Source organism: Streptomyces sp. SID14515 (assembly GCF_010548505.1).
In the GTDB taxonomy this organism is placed as follows: domain Bacteria; phylum Actinomycetota; class Actinomycetes; order Streptomycetales; family Streptomycetaceae; genus Streptomyces; species Streptomyces caviscabies.
This window is the reverse complement of the sequence record NZ_JAAGMH010000121.1, coordinates 81,196-107,334: the sequence shown is the minus strand read 5'-3', so window position 1 is coordinate 107,334 and position 26,139 is coordinate 81,196. Positions and strand designations below refer to the sequence as shown.

The 26,139-nt window shown below is 71.5% G+C and carries 25 protein-coding genes; 9 read left to right on the top strand and 16 right to left on the bottom strand.

Features of this window, described 5'->3' with window-relative positions; translation table 11 throughout:
- The first annotated feature begins 74 nt into the window (after window positions 1-74).
- The 4 genes from G3I54_RS29080 (at window position 75) to G3I54_RS29065 (ending at window position 2,822) form a co-directional block, all read left to right on the top strand.
- Window positions 75-557, top strand: coding sequence for a GNAT family N-acetyltransferase (locus G3I54_RS29080; protein WP_203687323.1), 483 nt, complete (start codon window positions 75-77; stop codon window positions 555-557).
- 170 nt (window positions 558-727) lie between these two features.
- Entirely contained in the window at window positions 728-1,087 is a 360-nt protein-coding gene (locus tag G3I54_RS29075; RefSeq protein WP_164618717.1) for a hypothetical protein, read from the top strand.
- 179 nt (window positions 1,088-1,266) lie between these two features.
- The gene (locus G3I54_RS29070) at window positions 1,267-2,298 is read left to right on the top strand and encodes a hypothetical protein (protein WP_343240456.1); all 1,032 of its coding nucleotides are present in this window, start codon (window positions 1,267-1,269) and stop codon (window positions 2,296-2,298) included.
- 77 nt (window positions 2,299-2,375) lie between these two features.
- Window positions 2,376-2,822 carry an SRPBCC family protein gene (locus G3I54_RS29065; protein ID WP_164618715.1) on the top strand — a complete coding sequence of 149 codons (447 nt, stop codon included), beginning with the start codon at window positions 2,376-2,378 and terminating at the stop codon, window positions 2,820-2,822.
- On the opposite strand, the gene G3I54_RS29060 is transcribed toward G3I54_RS29065, so the two are convergent.
- The 6 genes from G3I54_RS29060 to G3I54_RS29035 all read right to left on the bottom strand — a co-directional run bounded on the left by G3I54_RS29060 (window position 2,746) and on the right by G3I54_RS29035 (window position 8,086).
- Complete coding sequence (locus G3I54_RS29060; RefSeq protein ID WP_164618713.1) at window positions 2,746-3,303, bottom strand: GNAT family N-acetyltransferase; 558 nt, start codon at window positions 3,301-3,303, stop codon at window positions 2,746-2,748. The two genes, G3I54_RS29065 and G3I54_RS29060, sit on opposite strands and share 77 nt — an antisense overlap.
- A 41-nt stretch (window positions 3,304-3,344) precedes the next feature.
- A complete protein-coding gene (locus tag G3I54_RS29055) occupies window positions 3,345-4,130 on the bottom strand; it encodes an SDR family NAD(P)-dependent oxidoreductase (protein ID WP_164618711.1) in 786 nt (261 codons plus the stop codon).
- The gene (locus G3I54_RS29050; protein ID WP_164618856.1) at window positions 4,127-5,293 is read right to left on the bottom strand and encodes a serine hydrolase domain-containing protein; all 1,167 of its coding nucleotides are present in this window, start codon (window positions 5,291-5,293) and stop codon (window positions 4,127-4,129) included. The genes G3I54_RS29055 and G3I54_RS29050 overlap by 4 nt, the downstream gene beginning before the upstream one ends.
- Window positions 5,294-5,479: 186 nt before the next feature.
- Window positions 5,480-6,277, bottom strand: coding sequence for an ABC transporter ATP-binding protein (locus G3I54_RS29045; RefSeq protein WP_164618709.1), 798 nt, complete (start codon window positions 6,275-6,277; stop codon window positions 5,480-5,482).
- Window positions 6,265-7,026, bottom strand: coding sequence for a cobalt ECF transporter T component CbiQ (gene cbiQ / locus G3I54_RS29040; protein WP_164618707.1), 762 nt, complete (start codon window positions 7,024-7,026; stop codon window positions 6,265-6,267). The genes G3I54_RS29045 and cbiQ overlap by 13 nt, the downstream gene beginning before the upstream one ends.
- Window position 7,027: 1 nt before the next feature.
- Entirely contained in the window at window positions 7,028-8,086 is a 1,059-nt protein-coding gene (locus G3I54_RS29035; RefSeq protein WP_164618705.1) for an energy-coupling factor ABC transporter permease, read from the bottom strand.
- A 251-nt stretch (window positions 8,087-8,337) separates the two neighbouring features.
- Here G3I54_RS29035 and G3I54_RS29030 point away from each other — a divergent pair, with 251 nt between their 5' ends.
- Window positions 8,338-8,760, top strand: a complete 423-nt coding sequence (locus G3I54_RS29030) for an SsgA family sporulation/cell division regulator (RefSeq protein WP_164618703.1) — start codon at window positions 8,338-8,340, stop codon at window positions 8,758-8,760.
- Between the two features lie 166 nt (window positions 8,761-8,926).
- On the opposite strand, the gene G3I54_RS29025 is transcribed toward G3I54_RS29030, so the two are convergent.
- Window positions 8,927-11,161, bottom strand: a complete 2,235-nt coding sequence (locus G3I54_RS29025; protein WP_164618701.1) for an MMPL family transporter — start codon at window positions 11,159-11,161, stop codon at window positions 8,927-8,929.
- Window positions 11,162-11,321: 160 nt separating this feature from the next.
- Window positions 11,322-11,894, bottom strand: a complete 573-nt coding sequence (locus G3I54_RS29020) for a TetR/AcrR family transcriptional regulator (protein WP_164618699.1) — start codon at window positions 11,892-11,894, stop codon at window positions 11,322-11,324.
- A gap of 184 nt (window positions 11,895-12,078) precedes the next feature.
- On the opposite strand from G3I54_RS29020, the gene G3I54_RS29015 reads away from it, so the two are divergent.
- Window positions 12,079-15,486 carry a S41 family peptidase gene (locus tag G3I54_RS29015; protein ID WP_164618697.1) on the top strand — a complete coding sequence of 1,136 codons (3,408 nt, stop codon included), beginning with the start codon at window positions 12,079-12,081 and terminating at the stop codon, window positions 15,484-15,486.
- 461 nt (window positions 15,487-15,947) lie between these two features.
- Complete coding sequence (locus G3I54_RS29010; protein ID WP_164618695.1) at window positions 15,948-16,601, top strand: hypothetical protein; 654 nt, start codon at window positions 15,948-15,950, stop codon at window positions 16,599-16,601.
- 460 nt (window positions 16,602-17,061) lie between these two features.
- On the opposite strand, the gene G3I54_RS29005 is transcribed toward G3I54_RS29010, so the two are convergent.
- The 4 genes from G3I54_RS29005 to G3I54_RS28990 all read right to left on the bottom strand — a co-directional run bounded on the left by G3I54_RS29005 (window position 17,062) and on the right by G3I54_RS28990 (window position 20,806).
- Window positions 17,062-17,256: a hypothetical protein gene (locus G3I54_RS29005; protein WP_164618693.1), complete on the bottom strand. Its 195-nt coding sequence runs from the start codon at window positions 17,254-17,256 to the stop codon at window positions 17,062-17,064.
- A gap of 111 nt (window positions 17,257-17,367) precedes the next feature.
- On the bottom strand, window positions 17,368-18,261 hold the full coding sequence (locus tag G3I54_RS29000; protein WP_164618691.1) for an SDR family oxidoreductase: 894 nt from the start codon (window positions 18,259-18,261) through the stop codon (window positions 17,368-17,370).
- On the bottom strand, window positions 18,258-19,211 hold the full coding sequence (locus tag G3I54_RS28995; RefSeq protein ID WP_164618689.1) for an alpha/beta fold hydrolase: 954 nt from the start codon (window positions 19,209-19,211) through the stop codon (window positions 18,258-18,260). Before G3I54_RS28995 ends, G3I54_RS29000 begins: the two co-directional genes overlap by 4 nt.
- On the bottom strand, window positions 19,208-20,806 hold the full coding sequence (locus tag G3I54_RS28990; protein ID WP_164618687.1) for an NAD(P)/FAD-dependent oxidoreductase: 1,599 nt from the start codon (window positions 20,804-20,806) through the stop codon (window positions 19,208-19,210). The genes G3I54_RS28995 and G3I54_RS28990 overlap by 4 nt, the downstream gene beginning before the upstream one ends.
- Window positions 20,807-20,974: 168 nt before the next feature.
- Between G3I54_RS28990 and G3I54_RS28985 the strand changes: the two genes are divergently transcribed.
- A complete protein-coding gene (locus G3I54_RS28985; RefSeq protein ID WP_164618854.1) occupies window positions 20,975-21,616 on the top strand; it encodes a MerR family transcriptional regulator in 642 nt (213 codons plus the stop codon).
- A gap of 99 nt (window positions 21,617-21,715) precedes the next feature.
- On the opposite strand, the gene G3I54_RS28980 is transcribed toward G3I54_RS28985, so the two are convergent.
- Window positions 21,716-22,531 (bottom strand): exodeoxyribonuclease III, encoded by an 816-nt coding sequence (locus G3I54_RS28980; protein ID WP_164618685.1) that lies wholly within the window; start codon window positions 22,529-22,531, stop codon window positions 21,716-21,718.
- Window positions 22,532-22,581: 50 nt separating this feature from the next.
- Here G3I54_RS28980 and G3I54_RS28975 point away from each other — a divergent pair, with 50 nt between their 5' ends.
- Window positions 22,582-23,073, top strand: a complete 492-nt coding sequence (locus tag G3I54_RS28975) for a GNAT family N-acetyltransferase (RefSeq protein WP_164618683.1) — start codon at window positions 22,582-22,584, stop codon at window positions 23,071-23,073.
- 59 nt (window positions 23,074-23,132) lie between these two features.
- Here G3I54_RS28975 and G3I54_RS28970 read toward each other — a convergent pair whose 3' ends face one another.
- The 3 genes from G3I54_RS28970 to G3I54_RS28960 form a co-directional block, all read right to left on the bottom strand.
- A complete protein-coding gene (locus G3I54_RS28970; RefSeq protein WP_164618681.1) occupies window positions 23,133-23,918 on the bottom strand; it encodes an SAM-dependent methyltransferase in 786 nt (261 codons plus the stop codon).
- 103 nt (window positions 23,919-24,021) lie between these two features.
- Window positions 24,022-24,483, bottom strand: coding sequence for a GNAT family N-acetyltransferase (locus tag G3I54_RS28965; protein ID WP_203687337.1), 462 nt, complete (start codon window positions 24,481-24,483; stop codon window positions 24,022-24,024).
- A 53-nt stretch (window positions 24,484-24,536) separates the two neighbouring features.
- Window positions 24,537-26,069: a sigma-70 family RNA polymerase sigma factor gene (locus G3I54_RS28960; RefSeq protein WP_164618679.1), complete on the bottom strand. Its 1,533-nt coding sequence runs from the start codon at window positions 26,067-26,069 to the stop codon at window positions 24,537-24,539.
- Window positions 26,070-26,139 lie beyond the last annotated feature (70 nt).

Sequence of the window (26,139 nt, the reverse complement as noted above, 5' to 3'; positions counted from 1 at the left end):
GGGGCGGTCCGGCGGGCGGTCCGGCAGGCGGTCCGGCAGGCGGTCCGGCGGGCTCCGCGACTACCATCCGGCCCATGACGACCACCACGCGCGGCGAAGGCACCCACGGCTCCCAGGAACACCCGGAGAGCGTCGGCCTCGTGGACGGGTACGAGGTCGACACCGATCCGGACCGCATCGACATCGGCCTCGTACACCACTGGCTCTCCACCGACGCCTTCTGGGCGCTCGGCCGCAGCCGTGACCTCGTCGAGCGGTCGATGCGCGGGTCGCTCAACTTCGGTGTGTACGACGGCGACGGGACGCAGGTCGCCTACGCCCGGGTCGTCACGGACCGGGCGACCTTCGCCTGGCTCTGCGACGTCTACGTGGACCCGGCGCATCGCGGCCGGGGCCTCGGCGTACGGCTGGCGACCGCCGTCCGCGACCACCTCGCCCCGTACGAGCTCAAGCGGACTCTCCTCGCCACGCTCGACGCCCACGAGCTGTACGCCAAGGTCGGGTTCGTCTCCGTGTCCGATCCCAACATGCTCATGATCCTGGGCCCGACGTCGTAGCCGACCGAGCGGCACGTGCCGGTCGGCGGCACCTCGGCTCCACATCTCCGCGCGGCTACTGTGTTGCCGGCAGATCGTCCCGCCCGACGAAGAGAGCTGGGTTGTGCTGACCACTACGCACCCGCCGTAGGTACCTCTGGAAAGCCCGGAGGGCCCTACGGAGGCTCCTGATGTCCCGAACTGTCCGCACGACTCCCAGCCGGCTCCGCCGCCGAGAGGGCGCGTCGGAGTCCACGTTCCTGTACGACCTGCGCTACGCGAACGCTGAACTGGCCCAAGCAGCCCGTGAAGGCCGTCGCCCTGCCCCGGTGAAGACGCTGCGCCGGATCACCTCTTGGCAGTGGATGGTGCTGTACTGCAGGAAGGGCTCGTTCTCCGGCGAGATCGCGTCAGCCGAGGGCCGCGCCCGGCTCCAGGGGCGACTGGAGGCCCAGCGGATCCGCGGGCTGCACCGAGCTGGCCACGACCTTGACGACGCGGACATACCGCCGGTCCGCCACCGTCATGGTGTGCTCTGGAGCGCCTGGTAGAGGCAGAAGCACCCAGGACTGGCCGGTACTCACGAGCGCAGGAAGTGCGTACCGGCGACGGCCGTCCGCGCCGGAGGGCGGCGGGCCGTCGAGCAAGAGCCTGCGGTGGTCCGCCGGCCTTGGCCGGTTCGTTGAAGGTGAGGCGGCCGACGACGGCCGCGCAGAGGCGGGGGTGTGGTGTGAGGGATCGGCGGACCGATCCGGCGTTCGAGATGTGCCAGGCGCTGGTGGCCGGAGCGGATCTGGCCTCGTTCGCCGGAGGCGCGTTCGATGTGCGGGCGGTGGTGGCCGGCATCCAGTCCGGGGCCCACGGCAGGTTGCCTCTCGACGCCGTTCCGTGGGGGAACTTCCCTCACGGGAACGAGGCCCGGAAGGCCGTTCACCTGCTGCACACCGGCGAGGGCCCCGCAAGCCACGCTACGGGCGTGCTGGGGGGCCTGTGTGCCAACGACAGCCGGGCCGCCGTCGCCCTCGCCGTACCGTTCCTGATCCCCATCGCCACCGATGCCCACCACCCGCACCGTGCCGCCGCCCTCGGCGTACTCTCCGGCCCGGCCCGTGCCCAGCACTTCGGCGTCGCCTCCCGCGATGAACTCCTGCTCCACCGCGCCGATCCTCGGCGTCACGCCCCCGGCGGCTACGACGGCTACGGCGTCGAGGTGACCGGCTACCCGGCAGGCTGGTCGGTGGCCGCCGCCCGCGCCGTGATCACCGCCGAAGCACCCGTGCTCCTGCCCCTTCTCAACGACTCCGACCCCACCATCCGCATCGACGCCGCCTACGCTCTGGCCACCGCCGCCGACCCCGACCACACGGTCCGAAGCGGCCTCGCTGACAGGTTCGACACGGAGCACGACGCCATGGTCCGTGCCGCCCTGCTCCTTGCCGCCGCGGAGACCCGCCGGGCCCACGCACATCCGCCGACCGTCCGGTGGCTCCGTGAGCGGTGGCAGGACTGGACAGAGGCACCCGAAGTCCGCCTGGCCGCGGCGATCGGCTGGCTCTGCCTCACGGACGAGCCCGCCCCCGAGGACCTCCACCGGACCATCGACACTTTCGCCACAGATGAACGCGTGCACGCCATGGACGCCCTGCCGTGGATGAACGCCGCCGCCGGATCCGGTGAACCGGGACTCCGGCGCTGTATTCGCCGCATGCTCCACCCCGAAGAGCCCGAACCGTCGGACGACCCCTGGGCCTCCTCGCCTTGAGTGCCCGACCTCGCCCCCGGGAGCATCCGGCCTCTCGGCCTCACGATCACCGTGAGACGCGGTCTACCCTTGTCGAGGTGTCGTCCCTCGCTGTCACTGCGTCTTCGCACTCATCGGCATCGGCCGCCATCGTCTACGCGGCGCTCCTGCATGCGGAGTCCTGGCCGCTGTGGTCCGCCCACGCCGACGTCGAGTGGGATGTGCCCGCGGGAATCGACCGACCGGCACGCGTGGGTGACCGGCGCACCATCCGCACCCTCACCGGACGTGTGCACTGCCACGAGCGCGTCGTGGAGATGGTTCCCGACCAGCGGTTCAGCTACGAACAGGCCGCAGGGCTGTTCACCTCTCACCGAGGGTCTGTGGACCTGGCCCGAGCCCTCGATGGCGGCACCGACATCACCTGGTCAGCGACCTACCGGCACGCCCTCCCCCTCTTGGACAAGCTCAGGAGGCGGCGTCTGCGGGTTCTGGTCCACGACCTCGCTTCATACGCCAACTCGATCGTGAGCCGTAACTCCTAGAAGTGCAGCGAAAGTTCAGCTCCGCCACCACCTCCCCGTCCTCCTCCACCCCCGTCGGCCGGAAGCCGAGCGCGGTGTACAGGTGCGCGGCGGCCCGGTTGGCCGGGGCGTAGGAGAGGCGTACGGCGGTGCTGTCCTCGCGGGCGGCGAGCCAGGCCGCCAGGGTGCGTACGGCGGCTGCGCCGATGCCCGTGCCCTGGTGGGCGGCGTCGATCAGCATGCCGCCGATCCAGTACGCGCCGTCCTCCTCGTCCCGAGCCCACATGATGTGGCCTGTCACCTGGTCGCCGGCCAGGACCGCCAGCGAGGTCCAGGTGTCCTCGCGGCTGCTCAGCAGCAGGTAGCGGGCGGCCAGGGCCGGGACCCAGTCGCGCTGGTCGTCGCGGGGCGCGCTGTCGGCGACCGCCCGCCAGTTGTCCGCGTCCACCTCGTGGAGGGTGACGGGGCGGCCGGTTCTGTCGGTGTGTCCGTGGTTGATCATCCGCGCAGGGTAGGTCGCACGGGTGCCGAGCGACCACGGATTTACGGCTGCGCCATCGCCTTCCGGAAGCCCGTGTTCACCGCGAGGATCCCGCCGTCCACGCGCAGCGTCGTCCCGGTGATCCAGGCCGCGTCGGTGGAGGCGAGGAAGGCGACGGCGGACGCGATGTCCTCGGGGGTGCCGACGCGGCCGAGCGGGTAGAGGGCGGCGGCCCGGGCCAGTTCGGCGTCGCGGCCCGCCCAGGCGTCGGTGCGGATCGTGCCGGGGGCGACCAGGTTGACGCGTACACCCCGCGGTCCCGCGTGGCCCGCGAGCGTACGGGTCAGGCTGGTCAGGCCCGCCTTGGCGGCGCTGTACGCGTGGCCGCCGAAGTCCTGTTCGCCGTTGACCGAGCCGATGGTGACGATCGCGCCCCGGCCCGAGGCGACCAGGTGCGGCAGGGCGGCGCGGGCGCAGCGGAACGGGCCCGAGAGGGTGATGTCCAGGTCGCGTTCCCAGACCTCGTCCGTCTCGTCCTCGAAGAGCGGGGTGTCCTGGCCCGCCGCGTAGGCGTTGTTGACCAGGACGTCCAGGCCGCCGAAGGTCTCGACCGCGTACGCCACCGCCGCCTCGACCGCCGCCCGGTCGGCCACGTCGCAGACGAGGGACTCGGCGGTGCCGCCCGCCTCGCGGATCGCCGCCGCCGTGTGGGCGGCGCGCTTCGCGTCCAGGTCGGTGACGAGGACGGAGGCCCCTTCCGCCGCCAGGCGGCGGGCCGTTGCCGCGCCGATGCCCTGGCCGGCGGCGGTGATCAGGACGCTGTAGCCATCGAATCGAGGTCGTGTCATAGCGCCGACCGTACTGCCCTGACCAGGGCCTGGGCACGGGGGTCGGCGGTGACCCCTTTCTGGAGGCCGTTGGTGACGTAGCCGAGTGCGATGCCCGATTCGGGGTCGGCGAAGCCGAGCGAGCCGCCGCGGCCCGGGTGGCCGAACGAGCCGGGGCCCAGCAGCGGCGCGGCCGGGCCGTGCAGCATGTAGCCGAGGCCGAAACGGGTGTTGACGACCAGGACGCGGTCCGGGCCCGCCGACTCCTCGGTGCGGGCCAGAGTGAGCGTGGCGGGGGCGAACAGGCGGCGGTGGCCGTCGACCGGGCCGATCATCGCGGCGTAGCAGCGGGCCAGGCCCCGGGCGGTCGCGATGCCGCCCGAGGCGGGGAGTTCGGCCGCGCGGTAGGCGGGGTCGTTCTCGTCGGGGAACGGGTCGATCGCGCCGAACGCCCGGCGGGTGAGGGAGTCCGGGTCGCGGTAGGCCTCGACGACGGAGCGTTTGGGGCGTACGCGCAGGGCGCCCGAGGCGGCGGCCGCTGCCGGGGGCTCCACAGGGCCGATGCGGCCGATGCGGTGGGCCTCGTCGGCGGGGAGCCCGAACCAGAAGTCGAGGCCGAGCGGGCGGGCGATCTCCTCCGCGATCCAGCGGCCGATGGTGCGGCCGGTGGCGCGGCGGACCAGTTCGCCGATCAGCCAGCTGTAGGTCTGGGCGTGGTAGCCGTGGTCGGTGCCGGGCTCCCACTGCGGGCGCTGGGCGGCGACGGCGGCGGGCCCGGAGACCCCGTCGGCGGCCTCGGCGGGGGTGAGGGCGGTGTCCAGGGCGGGCACCCCGGCCCGGTGGGCGAGGAGGTCGCGGACGAGGACGCGTTCCTTGCCGTTCGTCTTGAACTCCGGCCAGTAGGTGGAGACCGGGGCGTCCAGGTCGACCTGCCCGCGCTGGTGCAGGAGGAGCGGGACGGCGGCGGCGATGCCCTTGCCGGCCGAGCGGACGATCTGGACGGTGTCGACGGCCCACGGTTCGGTGCCGTCGACGTCTCTCGTACCGGCCCACAGGTCGACGATCTTGCGCCCGTGGCGGTAGACGGCGACGGCCGCGCCGCGCTCGCCGCGCTGCTCGAAGTTGCGGACGAAGGCGTCCGCGACCGGTTCGTACCCGGGGGCCACCGTGCCCCGTACGTCCACGGCCCTGGACGCGTTCACCGCCTCCGTGCCCGCCTCCGTGCCCGCTCCCGGTTCCGCTGCCGCGCCCGCCGTGCTCACTCCCGCGCTCCCGCTCATCCCCCCATGGTGCACGTCCCGGCGGGGTGTTCGCGGGGCGGGTCGCCGTGGCCACCGCACTGTCACGAGCTGTTTACGGCCACGATCCGTTCACGGCGATGGAACGGTGACCGAACGCGGGTCGAAGCCGAACGGCAGCTCCAGCCGGTGGGAGCGCATCAGCTTCTCGTCGCAGAGGAGGTGCTGCGTACGGTCGTCGGCGGCGATGACGCCCTCGCTGAGGATGACGGCGCGCGGGCAGAGCTCCAGGGCGTACGGCAGGTCGTGGGTGACCATCAGCACGGTGACGTCCAAGGAGCGCAGGATGTCGGCCAGTTCGCGGCGGGAGGCCGGGTCCAGGTTGGACGAGGGTTCGTCCAGGACGAGGATCTCGGGCTCCATCGCGAGGACGGTGGCCACGGCGACGCGGCGGCGCTGCCCGAAGGAGAGGTGGTGCGGCGGCCGGGCGGCGTACTCCGCCATGCCGACCTGCTTCAGCGCGCGCAGCACCCGCTCCTCCAGCTCCGGGCCGCGCAGTCCGGCGGCGGCCGGCCCGAAGGCGACGTCCTCGCGGACGGTGGGCATGAACAGCTGGTCGTCGGGGTCCTGGAAGACGATGCCGACACGGCGGCGGATCTCGGCGAGATTCCTTTTGGCGACCGGGAGTCCGGCGACGCGCACCGTGCCCGAGCCGGCGTCCAGGATGCCGTTGAGGTGCAGGACGAGGGTGGTCTTGCCCGCTCCGTTGGGGCCGAGGAGCGCGACGCGTTCGCCGCGTCCGACGGTCAGGTTCACCCCGAAGAGGGCCTGGTGGCCGTCGGGGTAGGCGTAGGCGAGGCCGCTGACTTCGAGCGACGGGGCGTCGGCCGGGGCGTCGCCGGAAACGGAGGTAGGGGTCACAGGGTCCATCCCAGCAGACAGACAGTGAGGGCGAGTACGGGGAGGGCGGCGGCGTACGCCCACTGGGTGCGGGTGGCGGTCGCCCGGTCGATGACGGGCATGGTGCCGGTGTAGCCACGGCTGACCATGGCGAGGTGGACGCGTTCGCCGCGTTCGTAGGAGCGGATGAACAGGGCGCCCGCCGAGGCGGCGAGCACCCGCCACTGCCGTACGCCGCGCGCCTCGAAGCCCCGGGAGCGGCGGGCGATCGACATGCGCCGCATCTCGTCGGTGACGACGTCCCCGTACCGGATCATGAAGGAAGCGATCTGCACGAGCAGCGGCGGCAGCTTGAGGCGCTGGAGGCCGAGCAGGACGGCGCGCAGTTCGGTGGTGGCGGCCAGGAGCACCGAGGCGGCGACGCCGAGGGTGGCCTTGGCCAGCACGTTCCAGGCGCCCCAGAGGCCGGGGACGCTGACGGAGAGGCCGAGCACGGTCGTCTGTTCGCCCGGCACCACGAACGGCATGAGCAGGGCGAACGCGACGAACGGCACCTCGACGACGAGCCGCTTCAGCAGGAAGCCGGCGGGGACGCGGGCCACGGCGGCGACGGCGGCGAGCAGCACCGCGTACAGCCCGAAGGCCCACATCGCCTCGCGCGGGGTGGAGACGACCACGAGCACGAAGCAGAACACGGCCGTGAGTTTGCAGTGCGGCGGCAGGTCGTGGACCGGCGAGGGTCCGGGCCGGTAGAGCTTGTCGGCGTGGCCCGCACCCATGTCAGCTGTTCTCGTGCTCGCGGGAGGCGATGGCGTTCTCGTCCTCGCGGCGGCGGCGGACCACCCAGAACACCCCGGTGCCGACGACGACGGTGGCGCTGACGCCGATCACTCCGGCGAGGCCGCCGGAGAGCCGGGCGTCGGCGATGTCGCCGACGCCGTAGTCGGCGAGCGGCGAGTCGGCCGCGCCGTGCTCCTCGGCCTTCTCGTCGATGCCCTGGTCGGCGGCGACCTTCTCCAGGCCGTCCGGGTCGGCGGAGGCGTAGAAGGAGACGACGCCGGCGAGCAGGAACGCGGAGACCAGTCCGGTGATCAAGAACCCGCGGTTGGAGCGGGCGGCCGCGGGCTCGGGCTCGCGGGTGGCGGCCGGGGCGTCGACCAGTTCGCCGTCGATCCGGAGCTTGAGGGGGGCGGCGAGTCCGCTGACGCCGTGGACGAGGTCGGGGCGCACGGCCAGGACCGCGCCCACGGTCAGCGCGGTGATGACGGCCTCGCCGATGCCGATCAGGATGTGTACGCCGACCATGGCCGTGAAGACCTTGCCGATCGGGATGTCGGTGGTGCCGCCGATCCAGTAGAGGAGCGTGAAGGCGGCGGCCGCGGCCGGTACGGAGACCAGGGCGGCGACGAAGGCGGAGGCGGTGGCCGACCGCCGGGTGCGCGGGAGTACGCCGGTCAGCAGCCGGAACAGGCCGTACGCAACGAGGACGGTGACCACGCCCATGACGGTGATGTTGACGCCGAGGGCGGTGAGCCCGCCGTCGGCGAAGAAGACGCCCTGCATCAGCAGCACCACCGCGACGCAGAGCACCCCGGTGTAGGGCCCGACGAGGATCGCGGCCAGCGCCCCTCCCATGAGGTGGCCGCTGGTACCGGCCGCGACGGGGAAGTTCAGCATCTGCACGGCGAAGATGAAGGCGGCGACGAGCCCGGCGAGCGGGGCGGTGCGCTCGTCCAGCTCGCGGCGCGCGCCGCGCAGGCTGACGGCCACCGCACCGGCGGCCGCCACCCCGGCGGCCACGGAGACAGGTGCATCGATGAATCCATCGGGTACATGCATGGGAGGCTCCGCTTCCTGCGGGGGTCCACGCGGTCTCCGCGCCGTGCGGACGCGGTCCTGCGGGGCGGGGTCATGAACCCATCAATAATAGTGCCCTCCTGCGAACCATACGCAAGAGCAGAGGTCCAGCATCTGGGCTCCGCGAACCCCTCGGGCTCACCCGCTGTCACGTGAGCACACGCTCACCGTGCCACTTCCGCAAAATATGGGACATTAGAGGGCAGAGCTACACATATAGGAGGAGCCGGCCTATGTCCCCTGTCGTCGAAGTACATGCTCGGGCCCGGCTCATCACCGATGGCCCTCTGACCCGTCCGGTCCCCGTGGACCTGCGCTACGACCCGGCCGACGAACGGCGCACCGTCCACATAGGGCTGCCCGACGGCATCGACTGGGCGTTCGGCCTCGACCTCCTGGAACGCGGCCTGCGCACCCCGATCGAGCGCGGCGCCGTCCGCGTCTGGCCGTGCGGCCGTACGCAGCTGATCGTGGAGCTGCACTCGACGGACGGCGTCGAGGTGTTCCAGTTCGAGATCCGGACGCTGATGCGCTTCCTGGCCCGTACCCGCGCGCAGGCACCGGCCGCGCCGAAGGACTCCGGCCGGGGGCCGCAGCCGCCGTCACGTACAACCGCCACCCGCCCGGAGCGAGGCGCGCAGCCGGCCCACGGCTGAGCCCTCGCACCCCCGAGAAACACGGAAAGCCCCCGTGCTGTCAGCACGGGGGCTCTCGCTGTGCCCCGGTCCCCGTCCCCACAGGTAACCGGCGCTTCCGGGGCCGCGCTCCGCTCAGACGCGGACCCCGGAGCCAGAAGGGCTCACAGGCCCCACGGGGATCGGGTCAGACGCGGACGAGCTCGCGCTCGCCCTCGCCGCCGCCGTCCCCGGACCCCTGCCCGGAGCCGGGCTCGTCGGTCAGCTGCTTCTGCAGCTTCTCGCCCTCCACGTCCACGTTGGGCAGCGCCCGGTCCAGCCAGCGCGGCAGCCACCAGGCCTTCTTGCCGAGCAGGGCCAGGACGGCGGGCACGATCGCCATACGCACCACGAAGGCGTCGAAGAAGACGGCGATGGCGAGCGAGAAGCCGATCATCTTGATCATCTGCTCGCTGGAGCCGATGAAGCCGGAGAAGACCGCCATCATGATCACGGCCGCGGCCGTGACCACGCGCGCCCCGTGCTTGAAGCCGGTCACGATGGCCTGGCCCGGGCTCTCGCCGTGGACGTACGCCTCGCGCATCCGGGTGACGAGGAAGACCTCGTAGTCCATCGCCAGACCGAAGACCACACCGACCATGAAGATCGGCATCATGCTCATGATCGGACCGGTCTGCTCGACGCCGAAGAGCGAGCCGAGCCAGCCCCACTGGAAGACCGCGACGACCGCGCCGAGGGCCGCGACCACCGAGAGCAGGAAGCCCAGGGCCGCCTTCAGCGGGACGAGGATCGAGCGGAAGACCAGCATCAGCAGCAGGAACGCGAGGCCCACGACGAGCGCCAGGTAGGGCAGCAGCGCGTCGTTCATCTTCTGCGAGAAGTCGATGTTCATCGCGGTGGCGCCGGTGACCAGGACCTCGGCGCCGGTGTCGGCCTTGATGTCCTTGCCCGCGTCACGGATGTCGTGGACGACCTCCTCCGTGGCGTGGGAGGAGGGCCGGTCCTTCGGGATGACCGTGATCGTCGCGGTGTCGCCCGCCTTGTTGAAGACGGGCGGGATGACGGCGCTGACGCCGAGCGCCTCGATCTCCTCGGCGACCCGGTCGGCCGCGGCCTTCCCGTCGGAGCTGTTCTTCGTGTCGACGACGGTCAGCAGCGGACCGTTGAACCCGGGGCCGAAGCCGTCCGAGAGCATGTCGTACGCCTGGCGCTGCGTGGTCGACTTCGGCTGGGCGCCGTCGTCGGGCAGGCCCATCTCCAGCGAGGCGGCCGGTACGGCGACGATGCCGAGGCCGAGGACGCCGACGAGCATGACCCAGACCGGCTTGCGCAGCACGAACCGCGCCCAGCGGGTGCCCATGTTCGGCTTGGCGTCGGGGCTCTTCTCCGCCTCGGCGGCCTTGCGCGCCTTGCGCCCCATGATCCGCTTGCCCGCGAAGCCGAGGGCGGCCGGGACGAGGGTGAGCGCGATGAGGACGGCGATGGCGACCGTACCGGCGGCGGCGAGGCCCATCTTCGTCAGCATCGGAATGTTGACGACGGCGAGGCCGGCCAGGGCGATGACCACGGTCAGGCCCGCGAAGACGACAGCGGATCCGGCGGTTCCCACGGCCCGCCCGGCGGCTTCCTCGCGCTCCCGGCCCTCCGCCAGCTCGGCGCGGTAGCGGGAGACGATGAAGAGGGCGTAGTCGATGCCGACCGCGAGGCCGATCATCATGGCGAGGATCGAGGTGGTGGAGCCCAGGTCCATCACGCTGGCCAGCGCGGTGATCGTGGAGACCCCGATGCCGACCCCGACGAGCGCGGTCACCAGCGGCAGCCCCGCCGCGATCAGCGAACCGAAGGTGATGACGAGGACGATGGCGGCGATGACGACGCCGATGATCTCGGCGGTCCCGGTGTGCGGCATGACCTGGAGGGCGTCGCCGCCGATCTCCACCTTCATGCCGCTGCTCTGCGCCTCCTTGCCCACGTCCTCCAGGGCGTCCCGGGTCGCGTCGGTCAGCTCCATGGAGTTGACCTTGTAGGAGACCGAGATGTACGCCGTCGAACCGTTCTGGCTCACGGCCTGCTGCTGGAACGGGTCGGCGACCACGGCGATCTGGTCCGAGCCGGACCGCAGCTCCTTGACGATGCCGGTGATCTCGCGCTTGTTCTCGGCGTCGGTCACCTTCTCGCCCTCGGGCGCCTGGAAGACGACCCGGGCGGTCGCGCCGTCGGCGCTGTTGCCGGGATTGCGCTGTTCCAGCAGGTCGAAGGCGCGCTGCGCCTCCGTACCGGGGATCGAGAAGGAACTGGAGGTGGCGGTGGACGCGGTGGCCGCACCGATTCCGGCGACCGCCAGCAACGCCACCCAGATCAGGGCGACGAAGCGGCGGCGGCGGAAGGTGAGCCGTCCGAGCTTGTAGAGGAAAGTGGCCACGGGGGCGTACTCCCGGTCAGGTCGTATGAGTGGAAATCGGGCGTGAGGAACCAGCCCGACGACGAGAGCGGCGTGTCAGGTGGAGCGTCGGGGAGAGGGCCGTGCGGGTGGGACGGGCCGTACGCGGGGAACAAGCCGTACGGGCAGTGGTGCGGGGACGTCAGACGCCGAGGGCGGGGAGAACCACGGAGTCCACGTAATCGATGAGGAACGCCTGGTCGACAGGACGGTCCTCGATCAGCTGCCGGGCGGCCAGCGCGCCGACCAGCATGTGCGGGATGTACTTCAGCGCCGGATTGTCCGGACGCAGTTCACCCCGGTCCACCGCCCGTTGCAGCAGCTGGTCGAGACCGGTCATCTCCGGTTCGATCAGCAGCTCGCGCAGGGCCTGGAGCAGCTCGGGGTACTCATGGACGGCATGGCTCAGACCCCGCATCAGCGCGGCGTCCTTCTCCATCTGGCAGTCGTCGGTCCGGCTCAGCGCGGCATGGAAGTCCCCGCGCAGCGAACCGGTGTCGATGTCCGCGAGGCTCCCCGGCTTGTTGTGCCGCAGCGCCTTCGCGACCAGCTCGGGCTTGGAGCCCCACTGGCGGTAGAGGGTGGCCTTGCTCGACCGGGTGCGGGCGGCGATGGCGTCCATGGTCAGGGCGTCGTAGCCGACCTCGCGGAGCAGGTCGAGAACGGCCTCGTAGAGCTCGCCCTCACGCTCGGGGGTCAGCCTGGTGCGTGCCATGTGCCGACCTCCTTCGCTTCACCTGTCCGGTGTCCCGCTCATTCTCACTCAGTCCCGCTCAGCATCGAACGAAACTGTTTCGTACACCTGAACCGTACCCCCACCGCCCAGCGAAACGAAATCGTTTCGCTTGTGTCGTGCACCACAAGTTGCCCCGGGCCCTTCTCGCGGAAAGCATTGGGGGGTGAGTGACGACGTCGCGTATCTCCGTTTCCCGCACCTTCACCAGGACTTGCTGTGCTTCGCGGCCGAGGACGACCTCTGGGTCGCCCCCCTCGCCCCCGCGGGGCACCGCCCAGGACGGGCCTGGCGGGTGACCGTCGACCGGACCCGGGTCAGCCATCCGCGCTTCTCTCCCGACGGCGCCTCCATCGCCTATACGACCTGGCGCACGCTGGACCCCGAGATCCACCTCGCCCCGGTGGACGGCGGCCCGGCCCGCCGGCTCACCCACTGGGGCTCGACGGACGCCCGGGTCTGCGGCTGGAGCCCCGATCCGGGCGAGGCCTGCCAGATCCTCGCCGTGTCCTCGCACAACCAGCCGTTCTCCTACTTCTCCTGGGCCTACAGCGTCCCCACCGACGGCGGCCCCGGCGGCAGGCTCCCCTGGGGCCCGGTCTCCGACATCGCGGTCGCCGACATCGACGGCGAGCGCCGCACGCTGCTGCTCACCGGCACGCCCCCGCACGAGCCGGCCGCATGGAAGCGCTACCGGGGCGGGGCCATGGGCCGCCTGTGGCTGCACGGCGAACGCCTGCTCCCGGACATCGACGGCCACCTCGCCAACCCGATGTTCGTCGGCCGCCGTATCGCGTTCCTCTCCGACCACGAGGGCGTCGGCAACCTCTACTCCTGCCTGATGGACAGCACCGACCTGCGCCGCCACACCGACCACGACGCCTTCTACGCCCGTAACGCCTCCAGCGACGGCCACCGGGTGATCTACCAGTGCGCCGGCGACCTCTGGCTGGTCGAGGACCTGGAGGCGCCGGACGCCACCCCGCGCAAGCTGGAGGTACGCCTCGGGGGCCCGCGCACCGGCCGGCGCGTCCACCAGGTGCCGGCCGCCAGCAACGTCGACTCGCTCTCCGTCGACGAGACGGGCCGGGCCAGCGCCGTCACCGTACGCGGCAGCCTCTACTGGCTCACCCACCGCGACGGCCCCGCCCGCACCATCGCCGACACCCCGGGCGTACGGGTGCGGCTGCCGGAGATGCTCGGCAGCGGCGGGCAGGTCGCGTACGTCACAGACGCGGACGGCCCGGACGCGGTCGAGATCGCCTATCTGCCGCGCGCAAGCGGCGACCGGCCCCCGCGCAGGCTGGCCACCGGGCAGCTGGGCCGGGTGCAGGAGATGATCTCCGACCCGGACGGCGAACGCCTCGCCATCGCGTCGAACGACGGCCGCCTGCTGCTCCTGGACACGGCGGAGCCCGAGGCGGAAGCGGAGGCGGAGGCGGGGGCCCCCGCGGAGAAGGCCCCCAGCGGCTCGACCCGCGCCGACCTCCACGCGGCCACGGGCGCGGCGGCCCCGGACAGCGCCGCACCGGTCGACGAGCACCCCGGCCTCACCGAGCTGATCCGCTCCGTCAACGGCCCGGTCCGCGATCTCGCCTTCTCCCCCGACGGCGACTGGCTGACCTGGTCGCACCCGGGCGTCGGCCGCTCGCTGCGGCAGATCAAGCTGGCCCGGATCTCCGGCCCCGGCGCCCCGGTGATCGTCGATGTCACCAACGGCCGCTTCGAGGACGAGAACCCGGTCTTCACGGAGGACGGCCGCTACCTCGCCTTCCTCTCCTGGCGAGGCTTCGACCCGGTGTACGACGTCCACACCGGCGACCTGTCCTTCCCGCTCGGCTGCCGCCCGTACCTGGTCCCGCTCTCCTCGGCGACGCCCTCCCCCTTCGCCCTCTCGCCCGACGGCCGTCCGGCGGCGGGCGGCCTGGACCCGATAGACGTTCCGGAAGGAGGGGGTACGGGCGAAGGGTCCACGGTCATGGTCGAGTTCGAAGGCCTGGAGAGCCGGGTGACGCCGTTCCCGGTCTCCGCCTCCAAGTACTCGGCGCTGGCCCCGGTGAGCGGCGGCGGGCTGGTCTGGCTGCGCTGGCCGATCTCGGGGGCGCTGGGCGAGACGTTCGCGAACCCGGCCGACATGTCGGGGCGGCCGACCCTGGAGCACTTCAACATCGCGAAGGCGCGCAGGACCGAACTGGTCGACCACCTCGACTGGTTCGCGGTCAGCGGCGACGCGACCCGGCTCGTCGTGATGGACGACGGCGAACTGCGCGCCGTACCCGCCACCGAGCCGGGCGACACCGACTCCACGGTCTATCTGGACCTGCGCCGCATCCTGCACGAGGTCGACCCGGGGGCGGAGTGGCGGCAGGCGTACGGCGAGGCGGGCCGAATCATCCGCTCCTACTTCTGGGAGCCGGACATGTGCGGCATCGACTGGGACGGCGTACTGGACCAGTACCGACCGCTCGTCGAACGGGTGGCCTCGCCCGACGAGTTCGCGGATCTGCTGCGCGAGGTGCTGGGCGAGCTGGGCACCTCGCACGCGTACGTCTCCCCCGCCCGCCGCAACGAAGGCCCGCCGCACTACCAGCGGGCGATCGGCCTGCTGGGCGCCAACCTGGTCTGCCGGGACGGAGCCTGGACCGTCCAGCGCATCCTGCCCGGCGACTCCTCGGACTCCAAGGCGCGTTCGCCGCTGGCGGGTACGGGCATCCGCGAGGGCGCGGTCCTCACCCACGTGGACGGCCGCCCGGTGGACCCGGTGGCGGGCCCGTACCCCTTGCTGACGGCGGCAGGCGGCACAACGGTCGAGCTGACCTTCTCCCCGGCCGGCGGCGGCCCTTCCCGCCGGGTGGCGATCATGCCCCTGATCGACGAACGCCCGCTCCGCTACCAGGACTGGGTGGCCAAACGCCGTGACGTCGTGCGGGAGTTGAGCGGCGGCAAGTGCGGCTACCTGCACATCCCGGACATGGGCGGCTCGGGCTGGGCCCAGTTCAACCGGGACCTGCGCCTGGAGGTCTCCCGCCCGGCCCTGATCGTGGACGTCCGGGGCAACGCGGGCGGCCACATCAGCGAGTTGGTCGTGGAGAAGCTCACCCGCAAGATCCTCGGCTGGGACCTCACCCGCAACGCCCAGGCGGTGAGCTACGCCTCCAACGCGCCGCGCGGCCCGGTCGTCGCCCTGGCCGACGAGGCGACGTCCTCCGACGGCGACATGATCACCGCCGCGTTCCGGCTGCTGAAGCTGGGCCCGGTGGTGGGCCAGCGCACCTGGGGCGGCGTGGTCGGCATGACCGGCCGCCACCGGCTGGGCGATGGCACGGTGATCACGGTCCCGATGAACGCGGCCTGGTTCGACACGTACGGCTGGTCGGTGGAGAACCACGGCGTGGAACCGGACGTGGAGGCCCTGCGCACCCCCCTGGACTGGGCGGAGGGCCGCTACGCGGTCCTGGACGACGCGGTCCGCCTGGCCCTGGACCTGCTCGCCGCACACCCGGCATCGACCCCACCGTCGTACGACACGGCCCCGGACCTACGGAGGCCGCCGCTGCCGCCGCGGAAGGCCTGAGGGCGGGGCACCCCCGGGGGAAGCCGTCAGAACTCCCGGGCCGAAGCGCGAAGGAGCTTCCCACGTCTTGCATTCGACTGCGCTGCGCATTCCGCCCGGTAGGTTCTCCTGTTCGTGGCTCTCCAATAAAGCGTGATGCACAAGGTCGCGAGCGATCTGATATGCGATCTCGTCGAGTTCATGGACTGCGGCGGGTACGACCCAACCGCCCAAATGGTTTCGTCGGCGAGAGGCGGCACGCGTCCACCGCAAAGCGGTCTGGGACGCCTTGCCACGGCTCAAGGACGGCCTTGGCCTCGACGACGTGAAGAAGATCGGGAGAAGCCTCCTCGAAATGGGGCGTGTTCTGGGAATCGGCATCACGCTGGATCTCGCGAATCAGGAAGGGCTGGAGCCTCCCTTCATTGCCCTCACAGCCATGCCGCACAGCGGCCCGAACAGACCATAGAGAGGTGAATTCGGTGGAGCTCTCGATTGTCAGCCTGTTCTCCAGTGGGCCGGTAATTCGACTGATCGAACTTGCGACCGCAGTACAGGAATCGAGAGGCGAACTCTCTCTGGACGATGAGATCCGACGCTACATCCGGTTGACCGAAACGAACTGGACGGCGAACTGGATCTGCCCCGTCTACACAGCAGCGGCCGCACTGGACCTTGCCGGGAAATCCGTATCGGCATCGGGAACGCTCGATGATTACCCTCCAGAGTTCAAGGAGAAGGTCACACGGGCAGCCGAAGGAATGGACCCCTCAGAATACCTGCACATCCTTGCCGAAATAGTCAGGAGTCTGAATCGCGGCCCTTACCCCGAATACGATCAACTACCCATGGCCGGCTGGGAGTTCTTGCAGACGTTCCCATCGCTGTACGGTTTCGATGCCGTCCTCATGGACGAAGGAGACCTCCCGTTCTCCGGCCTGGTCCGGAGGTTCGTGGCGGCCGAGCACCCGTACTGCAACGAGCGAGCGGCCGCGCTGTCCGCACAGGCGCAATACGCCCTCGCACTCTTCCCCGGAGAGCAGTGCATCGCGCGACATCTTTCCTGGGCCACTCGCGCCGGGCTCCTCGAACTGATCGACACGGTCAACGAACACATGCAGCGAGAGCATTCATGACAGCAGTCCGAAACCGGTCCGCCACCTACCCGGACCGCGACACAGCCCAGTGGGCCACCCGACAGGTGGTCACGCAGAACGAGCAACTGATCCACCGATGGCCGGCCCGGTCCACCCGGCGGCGACTGACTGTCGAAGCGGCCTGGCCCGTCCGAACGGGTTCGCCGTGCACTCCACCTTTCCGATCTACCTCCAGGGGAGCCGGTGTCTCTCAGCCCGTTCGAACACGACAAGAAGTACGGCGAGCTGGACCAAGTGGTGCGGGCTCACGTGCTCGTTCAGCACGGCAGCCTTCATCGTGTCCCGTGCGGCGGCGACCGGCTCGCCGCCCGGGTGTGCCCGGGTCAGCGGTCGCTCGGCACACAAGAAGGAGGCGCACCCGGTCACCCGGGTGCGCCTCCTGACGCGACGCGTACGCACGCGCGAACCGCAGCGCGCACGCGTCACACCTCAGAGACCGTCAACGGTCAAAACGCTCGCGCGCCTGGTCCGCCGCGTCCTGGGCACGGTCCTTCATGCCCGAGGAGGAGTCCGACTTCTGGTCGCGGGCCTGCGAGGCGCGGTCCTTGGCCTCGTCCTTGCCCTGGCCGGCCTTCTGCTTGGCCTGGTCGGCGAGCTCCTGCGCCTTGTCCTTGAACTGGTCTGCGATACCCATGCTGTTCACTCCTGTGGGATGCGTGGGGTACGTGTGGGATGGCCCCCCTGCGGGGCCGTGCCCAGCGTTACACGACCCGACATCTCACGCATTTCGGACCGCTACCCACCGTCACCCACGGTCCGCACGCTCCGCTCGCGCGTCCTGGTCCGCCGCTCCTCCGGCCCCCACCAAGCCCTTCGACACCGTGTGGAGGCGCGGCTCGAAGCGCCGCATCTCGCGCTGTCCGCCGATCGCGATGACGGAGGGCAGATAGCCGCGGACCGACTGCATGCCGCGCAGCCACCACTGGGCGTACACATGCGGGGAGCGCCGCGCGATGCCGTCGACGATCCGGTCGACGGCCGGGCCGAGCGGATACGTACGGTTCATCGGCCACGGCAGCCGCTGGCGCAGCTCGCGCATCACGTCGTCCTGGTCCGCGCCGCGCACCATGTCGGTGTCGGTCCAGGAGAGATAGCCGACGCCCACCTTGACGCCCTTGTAGCCGACCTCGGCGCGCAGGCTGTGCGCGAAGGCCTCGACGCCCGACTTGGACGCGCAGTACGCGGTCATCATCGGGGCCGGGGTGATCGCGGCCAGCGACGCTATCTGGAGGAAGTAGCCGCGGCTCTCCATCAGTACCGGCAGGAACGCCCGGCCGGTGACCGCGCCGCCGATGAGGTTCACCTCGATGACCCGCCGCCAGGCGTCCGGGTCGGAGTCGACGAACGGGCCGCCCGAGGCGACGCCCGCGTTGGCGACGACCACGTCGACCTTGCCGAAGCGTTCCTTCACCTCGCGCGCCACCTGGGCCATCGCCGCGTGGTCGGTGACGTCGGCGAACCAGTGGTCGCTCTCGCCGTGCAGCCGCTCGGAGACGTGCTTCAGCTCGTCCGCCTCCAGGCCGACGAGCGCCAGCGTCGCGCCGCGCGCGGACAGCTTGCGGGCCAGCAGCTCGCCCACGCCCCGGGCCGCGCCGGTGACGACGACGACCTGGCCCTCCAGATTCCGCCTGCTGCTCATGCGACATCCTCCCTCTCCGCCGTGGCGGCCGTGCCCGTGGCGGCCGCCCCCGAGGCGACGTACCGCGTGACCAGCTCCCTGATCTTCGCCGTGACGGCCTCCGGGGCCTCCACCGGCGTCATGTGCCCCATGCCGGCCAGCTCGGTCAGGCCGAGGCCGACCGGCAGCGCGGCGGCGATGGTCCGGGCGTGGACCGGCGGGGTCAGCCGGTCGTCCGCGCCGGCGATCACCGCGGTCGGCACCCGCAGCTCGCGTACGCCCGCCGCGAGGTCCAGTTCGGCGAGCACATGGCCCCACTCCACCCTCGCGCGGCGCGGGCAGGCGTGCACGATGCGCGCACAGGCGTCGACCCGTTCCGGAGCCGAACCCCGGCCCATCGTCGCGTACTTGAGGACCTTCTTCGAGACCGGGTTGACCGGGCCGAGCGGTGCCTTCGCGCCCAGTACGGCGGTGGTGAGCCGGGTGCGCAGCGCGCCCGCGCGCAGCGGCAGGACCCGCGCCTCGGCGGTCAGCCGCGTACTGCCGGTGGAACAGAGCAGGACGGCGGCGGCGTGCTCGCGCAGCCCGGGGCGGGCGGCGGCGGCCATCAGCGTCATCCCGCCCATGGAGTGCCCGGCGAGCACCGCCTTGCGGCCCGGGGCGAGCGTCGCGGCGAGGACCGCTTCGAGGTCGTCGGCCAGCGCGTTCGTGCTGTAGCCGCCGGGGCCCGGTTCGGGGGTGAGCCCGTGGCCGCGCTGGTCGTAGGCGATGACCCGGTGGTCGGCGGCGAGGTCGCGTATCTGGGCGTCCCAGAAGCGGGTGTTGCAGGTCCAGCCGTGGGCCAGGACCACCGCCGGGGCGTCCTCGGGGCCGTGCAGTTCGACGTGTATCCGCGAACCGTCGGCGGACCGCGCGGTCAGTTCGGCCGCGGGCACCGGTGCGGGTGCGTCGCGGTGCAGGAGGCGGCTCATCGCGCGGCCTCCTCGGCGACGGACGCGGCTTCCGACGCGGCGGTCACGCTCTCGCGGTCGGTACGGCCGGGCTGTTCGGGTACGCGCCCGGACCCGGCGGACCGCCGCGCACCGCCCGCCGCGCCGGCCCGGATGACGTCGTACTCCGCGAGGTCCACCGAACGCGTCTGACGCCGGAACTCGCCCGTCGTGCCCGGCCAGACGGTGGTGTTGCGGCCCGCCTCGTCCAGATACCAGCTGGTGCAGCCGCCGGTGTTCCACACCGTGCGCTTCATCCGCTGCTGGACGCGGTCGTTCCACGCGGTGACGGAGGCGGACCGGGCGCCGAGCGCGGCGCGTCCGCCGAGGACGTTCAACTGCCGCAGATAGTCGGCCATGTAGTTCAGCTGGGACTCGATCATCAGGATCATCGAGGAGTTCCCGAGGCCCGTGTTGGGGCCGATGATCGTCATCCAGTTGGGGAACCCGGCGGCGGTCGCGCCGCGCAGCGAGTTCATCCCGTCCTTCCAGGACTCGGCGAGCGTGATGCCCTCCTCGCCGACGACCCGCTCCGCGATCGGCATGTCCGTCACATGGAAGCCGGTGCCGAAGATGATCGCGTCGACCTCCGCCTCGGTGCCGTCGGCGGCGACCACCGTGGAGCCGCGTATCTCGCTGAGCCCGGAGGCGACCACGTCCACATTGGGCTGGGCGAGCGCCGGGTAGTAGGTGCTGGAGAGCAGGATCCGCTTGCAGCCGATGCGGTAGTCCGGGGTCAGCTTGGCCCGCAGGGCCGGGTCCTTGATCGCCCGCGCCATGTTGGACTTGGCTATCTTCTCCACCAAGCCGAGCTGGTCCGGGTGCTTGGTGAAGGCGCTGACCTGCAACTCCCGTATGCCCCAAAGCAGTCCGCGGCGAGCGGTGCCGGTCACGGGAACGGCCCGGTGGAGCGCCCGCTCGGCCTTGCTGATGGTGCGGTCCATGCGCGGCATGACCCAGGGCGGGGTGCGCTGGAAAAGCGTGAGCTTCGCGGTCTTCGGCTGTATCGCCGGGACGATCTGGATCGCGGAGGCGCCCGTTCCGACCATCGCGACGCGCTTGCCGGCCAGATCGTAGTCGTGGTCCCAGCGCGCGGAGTGGAAGACCTTGCCGGGGAAGGAGTCGAGCCCGGGTATGTCCGGCATCTTGGGGTCGGAGAGCGGACCGGTGGCGGAGACGACGACATCCGCGTGGAGCGTCGTGCCGTTGGCCGACTCGATCACCCAGTACAGATTCTCCTTGTCCCAGCTCATCAGCTTCACCTCGTGGTTCAGCCGGATGTGCGGGCGGAGCCCGAAGGTGTCCGCGACGCGCTCCAGGTAGGCGCGGATGTGCTCCTGCCCGGAGAAGGTGCGCGGCCAGTCGGGGTTGGGGGCGAAGGAGAAGGAGTAGAGGTGGGACGGTACGTCGCAGGCGCAGCCGGGATAGCTGTTGTCGCGCCAGGTGCCGCCCACCGAGTCGGCCCGCTCCAGGACGACGAAATCGGTGATGCCTTCGCGGCGCAGCCGGACGGCGGCCCCCAGGCCCCCGAATCCGGTTCCGATCACCGCCACACGTACGTGCTCCTGCTGGGCCATGCTGCCGCCTCCCGCGGTACGTCACGCGACTCTGCCAGCAATCACTGGCATTGTTCGGAGAGTAGAGCAGGACCGTACTGATGGGTAGGGGTCGGACCGAGGAAAGTTACCGGCGGTACAACATAGGGTGCCCTTGTGGCTGAAGGACGCGAGCACCGCGAATACCGCATGGAGGAGCTGGCCAAGGAGGCCGGCATCACCGTGCGGACCCTGCGCTTCTACCGGGAGCGCGGGCTGATCCCACCGCCTCGCCGCGAGGGCCGCATCGCCTGGTACGACGACCATCACCTGGCCCGCCTGCGGACCATCGCGGGCCTGCTGGAGCGCGGCCACACTCTCAACGGCATCGCCGACCTGGCCGCCACCTTCGAGAGCGGCCGCGATGTCGCCGAGGTGCTGGGCCTGGGCGAGCCGACCGAGGAGACCCCGGTCCGCCTCACCCCGGAACAGCTCGCGGACTACTTCGAGGGCGAGGTCACGCCGGAGAACCTCGCCAGCGCGCTGGACCTGGGCTATCTCGCCACCGACGGGGACGAGATCGTGCACATCAGCCGCCGCCTCCTGGAGGTGTCGGCCGAGCTCGTACGGGAAGGGGTGCCGCTGTCCACGGTGCTCTCCTCGGGCCGCCGCGTCCGCGAGCACGCGGACGCGCTCGCCGAAATCTTCGTACGCGTACTGCATGCCCACACGAAGGAGACCGAACCGGCCCAACTGCGCCCGCTGGCCCGCGCGGTGGTGGACGCGGAGCTGTCGATGGCCCTGGACCGGAGACTGCGCCGCGAGGACGGCACACAGCCCCCGAAGGCGTAACGCCTCGCGGTACGGCCTCCGGAGGCATGACGCCCCGCGGCACGACCTCCGGAGGCTGGACGTCCCGCGGCACAGCCCCCGAAGGCGTAACGCCTCGTGCTACCGCTCGTAGACGACCGTCACCGGCGCGTGGTCGCTCCAGCGCTCGCCGTGCGTGGCGGCCCGCTCGACCCAGGCCTTCACCGCGCGCCCGGCCAGCCCCGGGGTCGCGATCTGGTAGTCGATGCGCCAGCCGCTGTCGTTGTCGAAGGCCCGCCCCCGGTACGACCACCAGCTGTACGGCCCCTCGACGTCCGGGTGCAGCCGCCGCACGACGTCGACGTACGCGGCCTCCTCCAGGACGCGGGTCAGCCAGGCGCGCTCCTCGGGGAGGAAGCCGGAGCTCTTGCGGTTGGCCTTCCAGTTCTTCAGGTCGGCCTCCTGGTGGGCGATGTTCCAGTCGCCGCAGACCACGACCTCACGGCCGTCCGCCGCGGCCCGCGCCTTCAGGCCCTGGAGGTAGGGCAGGAAGGCGGCCATGAAGCGCTCCTTCTCGTCCTGGCGCTCGGTGCCGACCTCGCCGGAGGGCAGATACAGGCTCGCGACGGTGACACCGGGGAGGTCGATCTCCACATACCGGCCGCTCGCGTCGAACTCCTCGGCCCCGGGAACACCGAAGCCGCCGAAGCCGATCTGGACCCGCTCGGGGGCCTGCCGCGAGTAGAGCGAGACGCCGGCGCGACCCTTGGCGGCCGCGGGCGCGTGGACGGTGTGCCACCCTTCGGGGGTGCCCACCTCTTCGGGCAGCTGGGCGAGCTCGGCCCGCACTTCCTGGAGGCAGACCACATCGGCGTCGGTGCCCGCCAGCCACTCGACGAAGCCCTTCTTGGCGGCGGCGCGGAGCCCATTAACATTCACGCTGGTAACGGTGAGCATCCCGAAACAGTACCCACTCCACCCCTACGCATAGATGTACGATACATGGCATGATTATTCAGACGCGGCCCTTCGACCACCCCGACGCCGTCAAACTCAACGACCAGGTGCAGCTCGAATACGACGAGCGCTACGGCGATGGGGGCGATCTCACACCGCTCGACCCCTCGATGTTCCTGCCGCCTCACGGCCTGTACCTCCTCGCCTACGACGAGCAGGACCGCCCGGTGGCGACCGGCGGCTGGCGGACCCAGAACCGCAACGACCAGGGCTACTGGGACGGCGACGCCGAGATCAAGCGGATGTTCGTGATCCCCGAAGGGCGCGGCAGGGGCCTGGCCCGGCGGATGCTGGCCGCCCTGGAGGAGGACGCACGCGCCGCCGGCCGCATCCGGATGGTCCTGGAGACCGGCGACCAGCAGCCCGAGGCCATCGCGCTGTACGCGTCGAGCGGCTACACGGTGTGCGAGAAGTTCGGCCACTACCGGGAGTACGAGAGCAGCATCTGCATGGCCAAGCCGCTCCGGCAGCCCGGAGCGTGACCCTTCGCCCCGGGGCCACGGACTCCGGGGCGGGGCCGGCGCACCCGCGCGACCCTCGGTCAGCGCACCCGCGCGACCCCCACGTAGAACCCACTGCGCTCCTGGGCGGGCGCGGGCTGCTCCTGGTACCACTCGGCGGCGGGCACCAGACCCGGCGCGACCAGCTCCAGCCCCTCGAAGAACGGCTCGACCTCCGCGCGGGTCCGCATCCGCAGGGCGATGGCCCCCTTGCGGTACGCCTTCTCCGTCTCCTCCCGCAGCTCCGGGTGCTGGTCCGCCGTGCCGTGCGACAGCACGAGGAAGCTGCCCGGGGCCAGCGCGCCGACGAGCGTCCGCGTGATGCCGTACGGATCGTCCTCGTCCCGCAGGAAGTGCATCAGCGCGATCAGCGACAGGGCGATCGGCCGGTCGAAGTCCAGCACCTTCCGCGCCTGTTCGAGGATCGCCTCCGGCTCGCGCACATCGGCGTGCAGATAGTCCGTCGCCCCCTCGGGACTGCTGACCAGCAGCGCCTCCGCGTGCCGCAGGACGATGGGGTCGTTGTCCGCGTAGACGATCCGGGCCGTCGGGGTGATCCGCTGGACGATCTGGTGGAGATTGGGGGCGGTGGGTATCCCGGTGCCCACGTCCAGGAACTGGTCCACCCCCCGCTGCGCCAGCCAGGCCGCGGACCGGTGCATGAACGCCCGGTTCCGCGCGGCGTTGGCCCTCGCCTCGGCGGGCAGCTTCTCCCCCACCTCCTGGTCGACCGCGTAGTTGTCCTTGCCGCCGAGCAGCCAGTCGTAGACGCGCGCCGGATGGGGCTTGCTCGTGTCGATCGGGTCGCGCTGCGGGGCGGACGTCACAGAAGCCACTCCTCCGTACGGAACCGGCGCCGGGACCTCCGCCGGCGCCCCGGAAAGCGTACGCCGCCCTACGGTCAAGTAACCACTCGGGAGCGGCCGTTGATCAGGCGCTCCCGCCCAGCACCAGAACGACGTGCTCGTTCTCCCCGTGCTTCACCGTCTCCGTCGCCACGAAACCGCACTTCTCCAGCAGGCGCACCGATCCGGTGTTCCCGACGACCGGGTCCGCGTACAACGGGCGGACCGTCTCCCGCTCCAGGAACGCGGTCAGCGCCCGGGTGCCGATGCCCCGGCCCCAGTACGGACGGCCGAACCAATAGCCGATGAAGCGCCGGTCCTCCTCCCACCAGGCCACGACGTTCCCCGCCGGCTCGCCGTCCACGACGACCGTCTGCACGAGGACCGTGGGGTCGCCCAGCACCCGCGTCTTCCAGTGCGCCATGAACGCCTCCCTCTCCCGGGGAGGGAACCGCGACTTCTCGACCGCCTCCGGGTCGTGCTCGTACGCGAGAAACGCCTCCAGGTCGGCCTGTTCGACATCCCTGAGCCGCACACCGTTCTCCATGGTCTCCATGCCGACCGAGTCTGGCACCCGCCACTGACAATCGGCCCGACAGCTCACCTCGGGGTGGCCAGCACCTGGGTCCAGTAGGGGCCGCGCGGGGAGTCGGCGATGCCCACGCCCACGTGGACGAAGTCGCAGTTGAAGATGTCGTCGTCGCGGCCGGGGCTGTTGCGCCACTCCTCGACGACCGCGGCGGGATCGCTCATACCGGTCGCGATGGTCTCACCGACGGCCGACCAGTCGTAGCCCGTGGCGCCGACCCGGTCGCCCGCGCCCCGGCCTGAGGAGTCGGTGTGGCCGAAGTAGTTCCGCGCGGCCATGTCCTCGGAGTGCCGCTGGGCGACCTGGGTCAGCCGGGGGTCGGTCTCCAGCTCCGGGCAGCCGTTCGCGGCGCGCAGGGTGTTGACCCGGGTGACCACACCGGTGTCCGGGCCGGGGCGCGGCTTGCTGGGCGCGGGCGATGCGGAGGGCGACGGGGTGGCGGCGGGCGGCCGGGAGGCGGAGACCGTACGGCTCGGCGACGGCGAAGGCGTGGGCGAGACCGTGGAGGGCGAGGGCAGTGGCTCGGCGGGGGCGTCCGCGGGCGGCGGGGGCGCGGGGCTGTGGGTGACGCCGCCGCCCCGGGCTTCGGGCGGGGCGGGGGCGGAGGGCCAGATCAGTACGGCGAGGGCGGTCACGGCGGCCGCCCCGGCTATGAGCCCCGCCGCCTTCCCGACCGAGAACGCGGCGGACGCGGAAGGGGCGGCGGCGGACGAGGTCGCCGCGGACGCGGTGGCCGGCGCGGCGGACGAGGCCGAGGAGGCGACGGCCACCGCCGCCGACTGCCCGCTGTCGTAGAGCGGCACCACGAGGGCGAGCCCGGAGAGCAGGCCCTCCGGCGGGACCAGCCCCGCACTGCCGTCGGAGCAGGAGGCGCAGCCGCGTACATGGCGGGCGATCCGCTTGCGCCACAGCGGCGTCGGCGTACCGTCCCAGTCGCCCAGCAGCTCCTCCAGGGCCGGGCAGCGGGGGTCGGAGGCCAGGGCCCGGACGACCGCGCGGCCGACGTCGAGCTGGTTCTTCACCCGCTGGACGCGTACGGCGGCGTGCTGCGGGGAAAGGCCGAGCGCCTCGGCGAGCTCGGACCGGGTGAGGTCGCCGGTCGTCTCCAGCCACCACAGCGACAGCACATCGCGTTCGGCGTCGTCCAGCCAGCGGGTCGCCTCGGCCGTCTCGCGCCGCTGCCCGGAGAGTTCGAGGCGCAGGATCGTCAGGTCGACGAAGTCGGCGGCGGGGTCGGCGGCGTCCTCGGTCGCCTCCAGCGGTGCGGGACGGTGGCCGAGACCGGACCATCGGGTGCGGACCTGGTTCATGGCGATGGCGACGAGCCAGGAGCGGAAGCGGGCCGGATCGCGCAGCGAGGGCAGTCCGGACAGCGCCCGGAGCATGGTCTCCTGCACGACGTCGTCCACGTCCGGATGGCCGTTGAGGGCGCGCCCGACGACGTTGTAGACCAGGGGGAGGTACTGGGCGGCCAGCCGTTCCCCGGCGGCCCGGTCGCCGTTCCTCGCCGCGATGACCAGAGCGGTGCTGTCCACGCCGTTCACGCCCTTCGTTCGGTTCGCCGCCGGATGTGGGACAGGTCACCCCTGAGGGATTTGTTATCCGCCACCCGTC

Bases quoted from the DNA above. Each gene is read 5' to 3' on its own strand.
- G3I54_RS29080 (WP_203687323.1), top strand. From the start codon at position 75: ATGACGACCACCACGCGCGGCGAAGGCACCCACGGCTCCCAGGAACAC.
- G3I54_RS29075 (WP_164618717.1), top strand. From the start codon at position 728: ATGTCCCGAACTGTCCGCACGACTCCCAGCCGGCTCCGCCGCCGAGAG.
- G3I54_RS29060 (WP_164618713.1), bottom strand. From the start codon at position 3,303: ATGATCAACCACGGACACACCGACAGAACCGGCCGCCCCGTCACCCTC.
- G3I54_RS29055 (WP_164618711.1), bottom strand. From the start codon at position 4,130: ATGACACGACCTCGATTCGATGGCTACAGCGTCCTGATCACCGCCGCC.
- G3I54_RS29045 (WP_164618709.1), bottom strand. From the start codon at position 6,277: ATGGACCCTGTGACCCCTACCTCCGTTTCCGGCGACGCCCCGGCCGAC.
- cbiQ (WP_164618707.1), bottom strand. From the start codon at position 7,026: ATGGGTGCGGGCCACGCCGACAAGCTCTACCGGCCCGGACCCTCGCCG.
- G3I54_RS29035 (WP_164618705.1), bottom strand. From the start codon at position 8,086: ATGCATGTACCCGATGGATTCATCGATGCACCTGTCTCCGTGGCCGCC.
- G3I54_RS29030 (WP_164618703.1), top strand. From the start codon at position 8,338: ATGTCCCCTGTCGTCGAAGTACATGCTCGGGCCCGGCTCATCACCGAT.
- G3I54_RS29020 (WP_164618699.1), bottom strand. From the start codon at position 11,894: ATGGCACGCACCAGGCTGACCCCCGAGCGTGAGGGCGAGCTCTACGAG.
- G3I54_RS29005 (WP_164618693.1), bottom strand. From the start codon at position 17,256: ATGGGTATCGCAGACCAGTTCAAGGACAAGGCGCAGGAGCTCGCCGAC.
- G3I54_RS29000 (WP_164618691.1), bottom strand. From the start codon at position 18,261: ATGAGCAGCAGGCGGAATCTGGAGGGCCAGGTCGTCGTCGTCACCGGC.
- G3I54_RS28995 (WP_164618689.1), bottom strand. From the start codon at position 19,211: ATGAGCCGCCTCCTGCACCGCGACGCACCCGCACCGGTGCCCGCGGCC.
- G3I54_RS28990 (WP_164618687.1), bottom strand. From the start codon at position 20,806: ATGGCCCAGCAGGAGCACGTACGTGTGGCGGTGATCGGAACCGGATTC.
- G3I54_RS28985 (WP_164618854.1), top strand. From the start codon at position 20,975: ATGGAGGAGCTGGCCAAGGAGGCCGGCATCACCGTGCGGACCCTGCGC.
- G3I54_RS28980 (WP_164618685.1), bottom strand. From the start codon at position 22,531: ATGCTCACCGTTACCAGCGTGAATGTTAATGGGCTCCGCGCCGCCGCC.
- G3I54_RS28975 (WP_164618683.1), top strand. From the start codon at position 22,582: ATGATTATTCAGACGCGGCCCTTCGACCACCCCGACGCCGTCAAACTC.
- G3I54_RS28965 (WP_203687337.1), bottom strand. From the start codon at position 24,483: ATGGAGAACGGTGTGCGGCTCAGGGATGTCGAACAGGCCGACCTGGAG.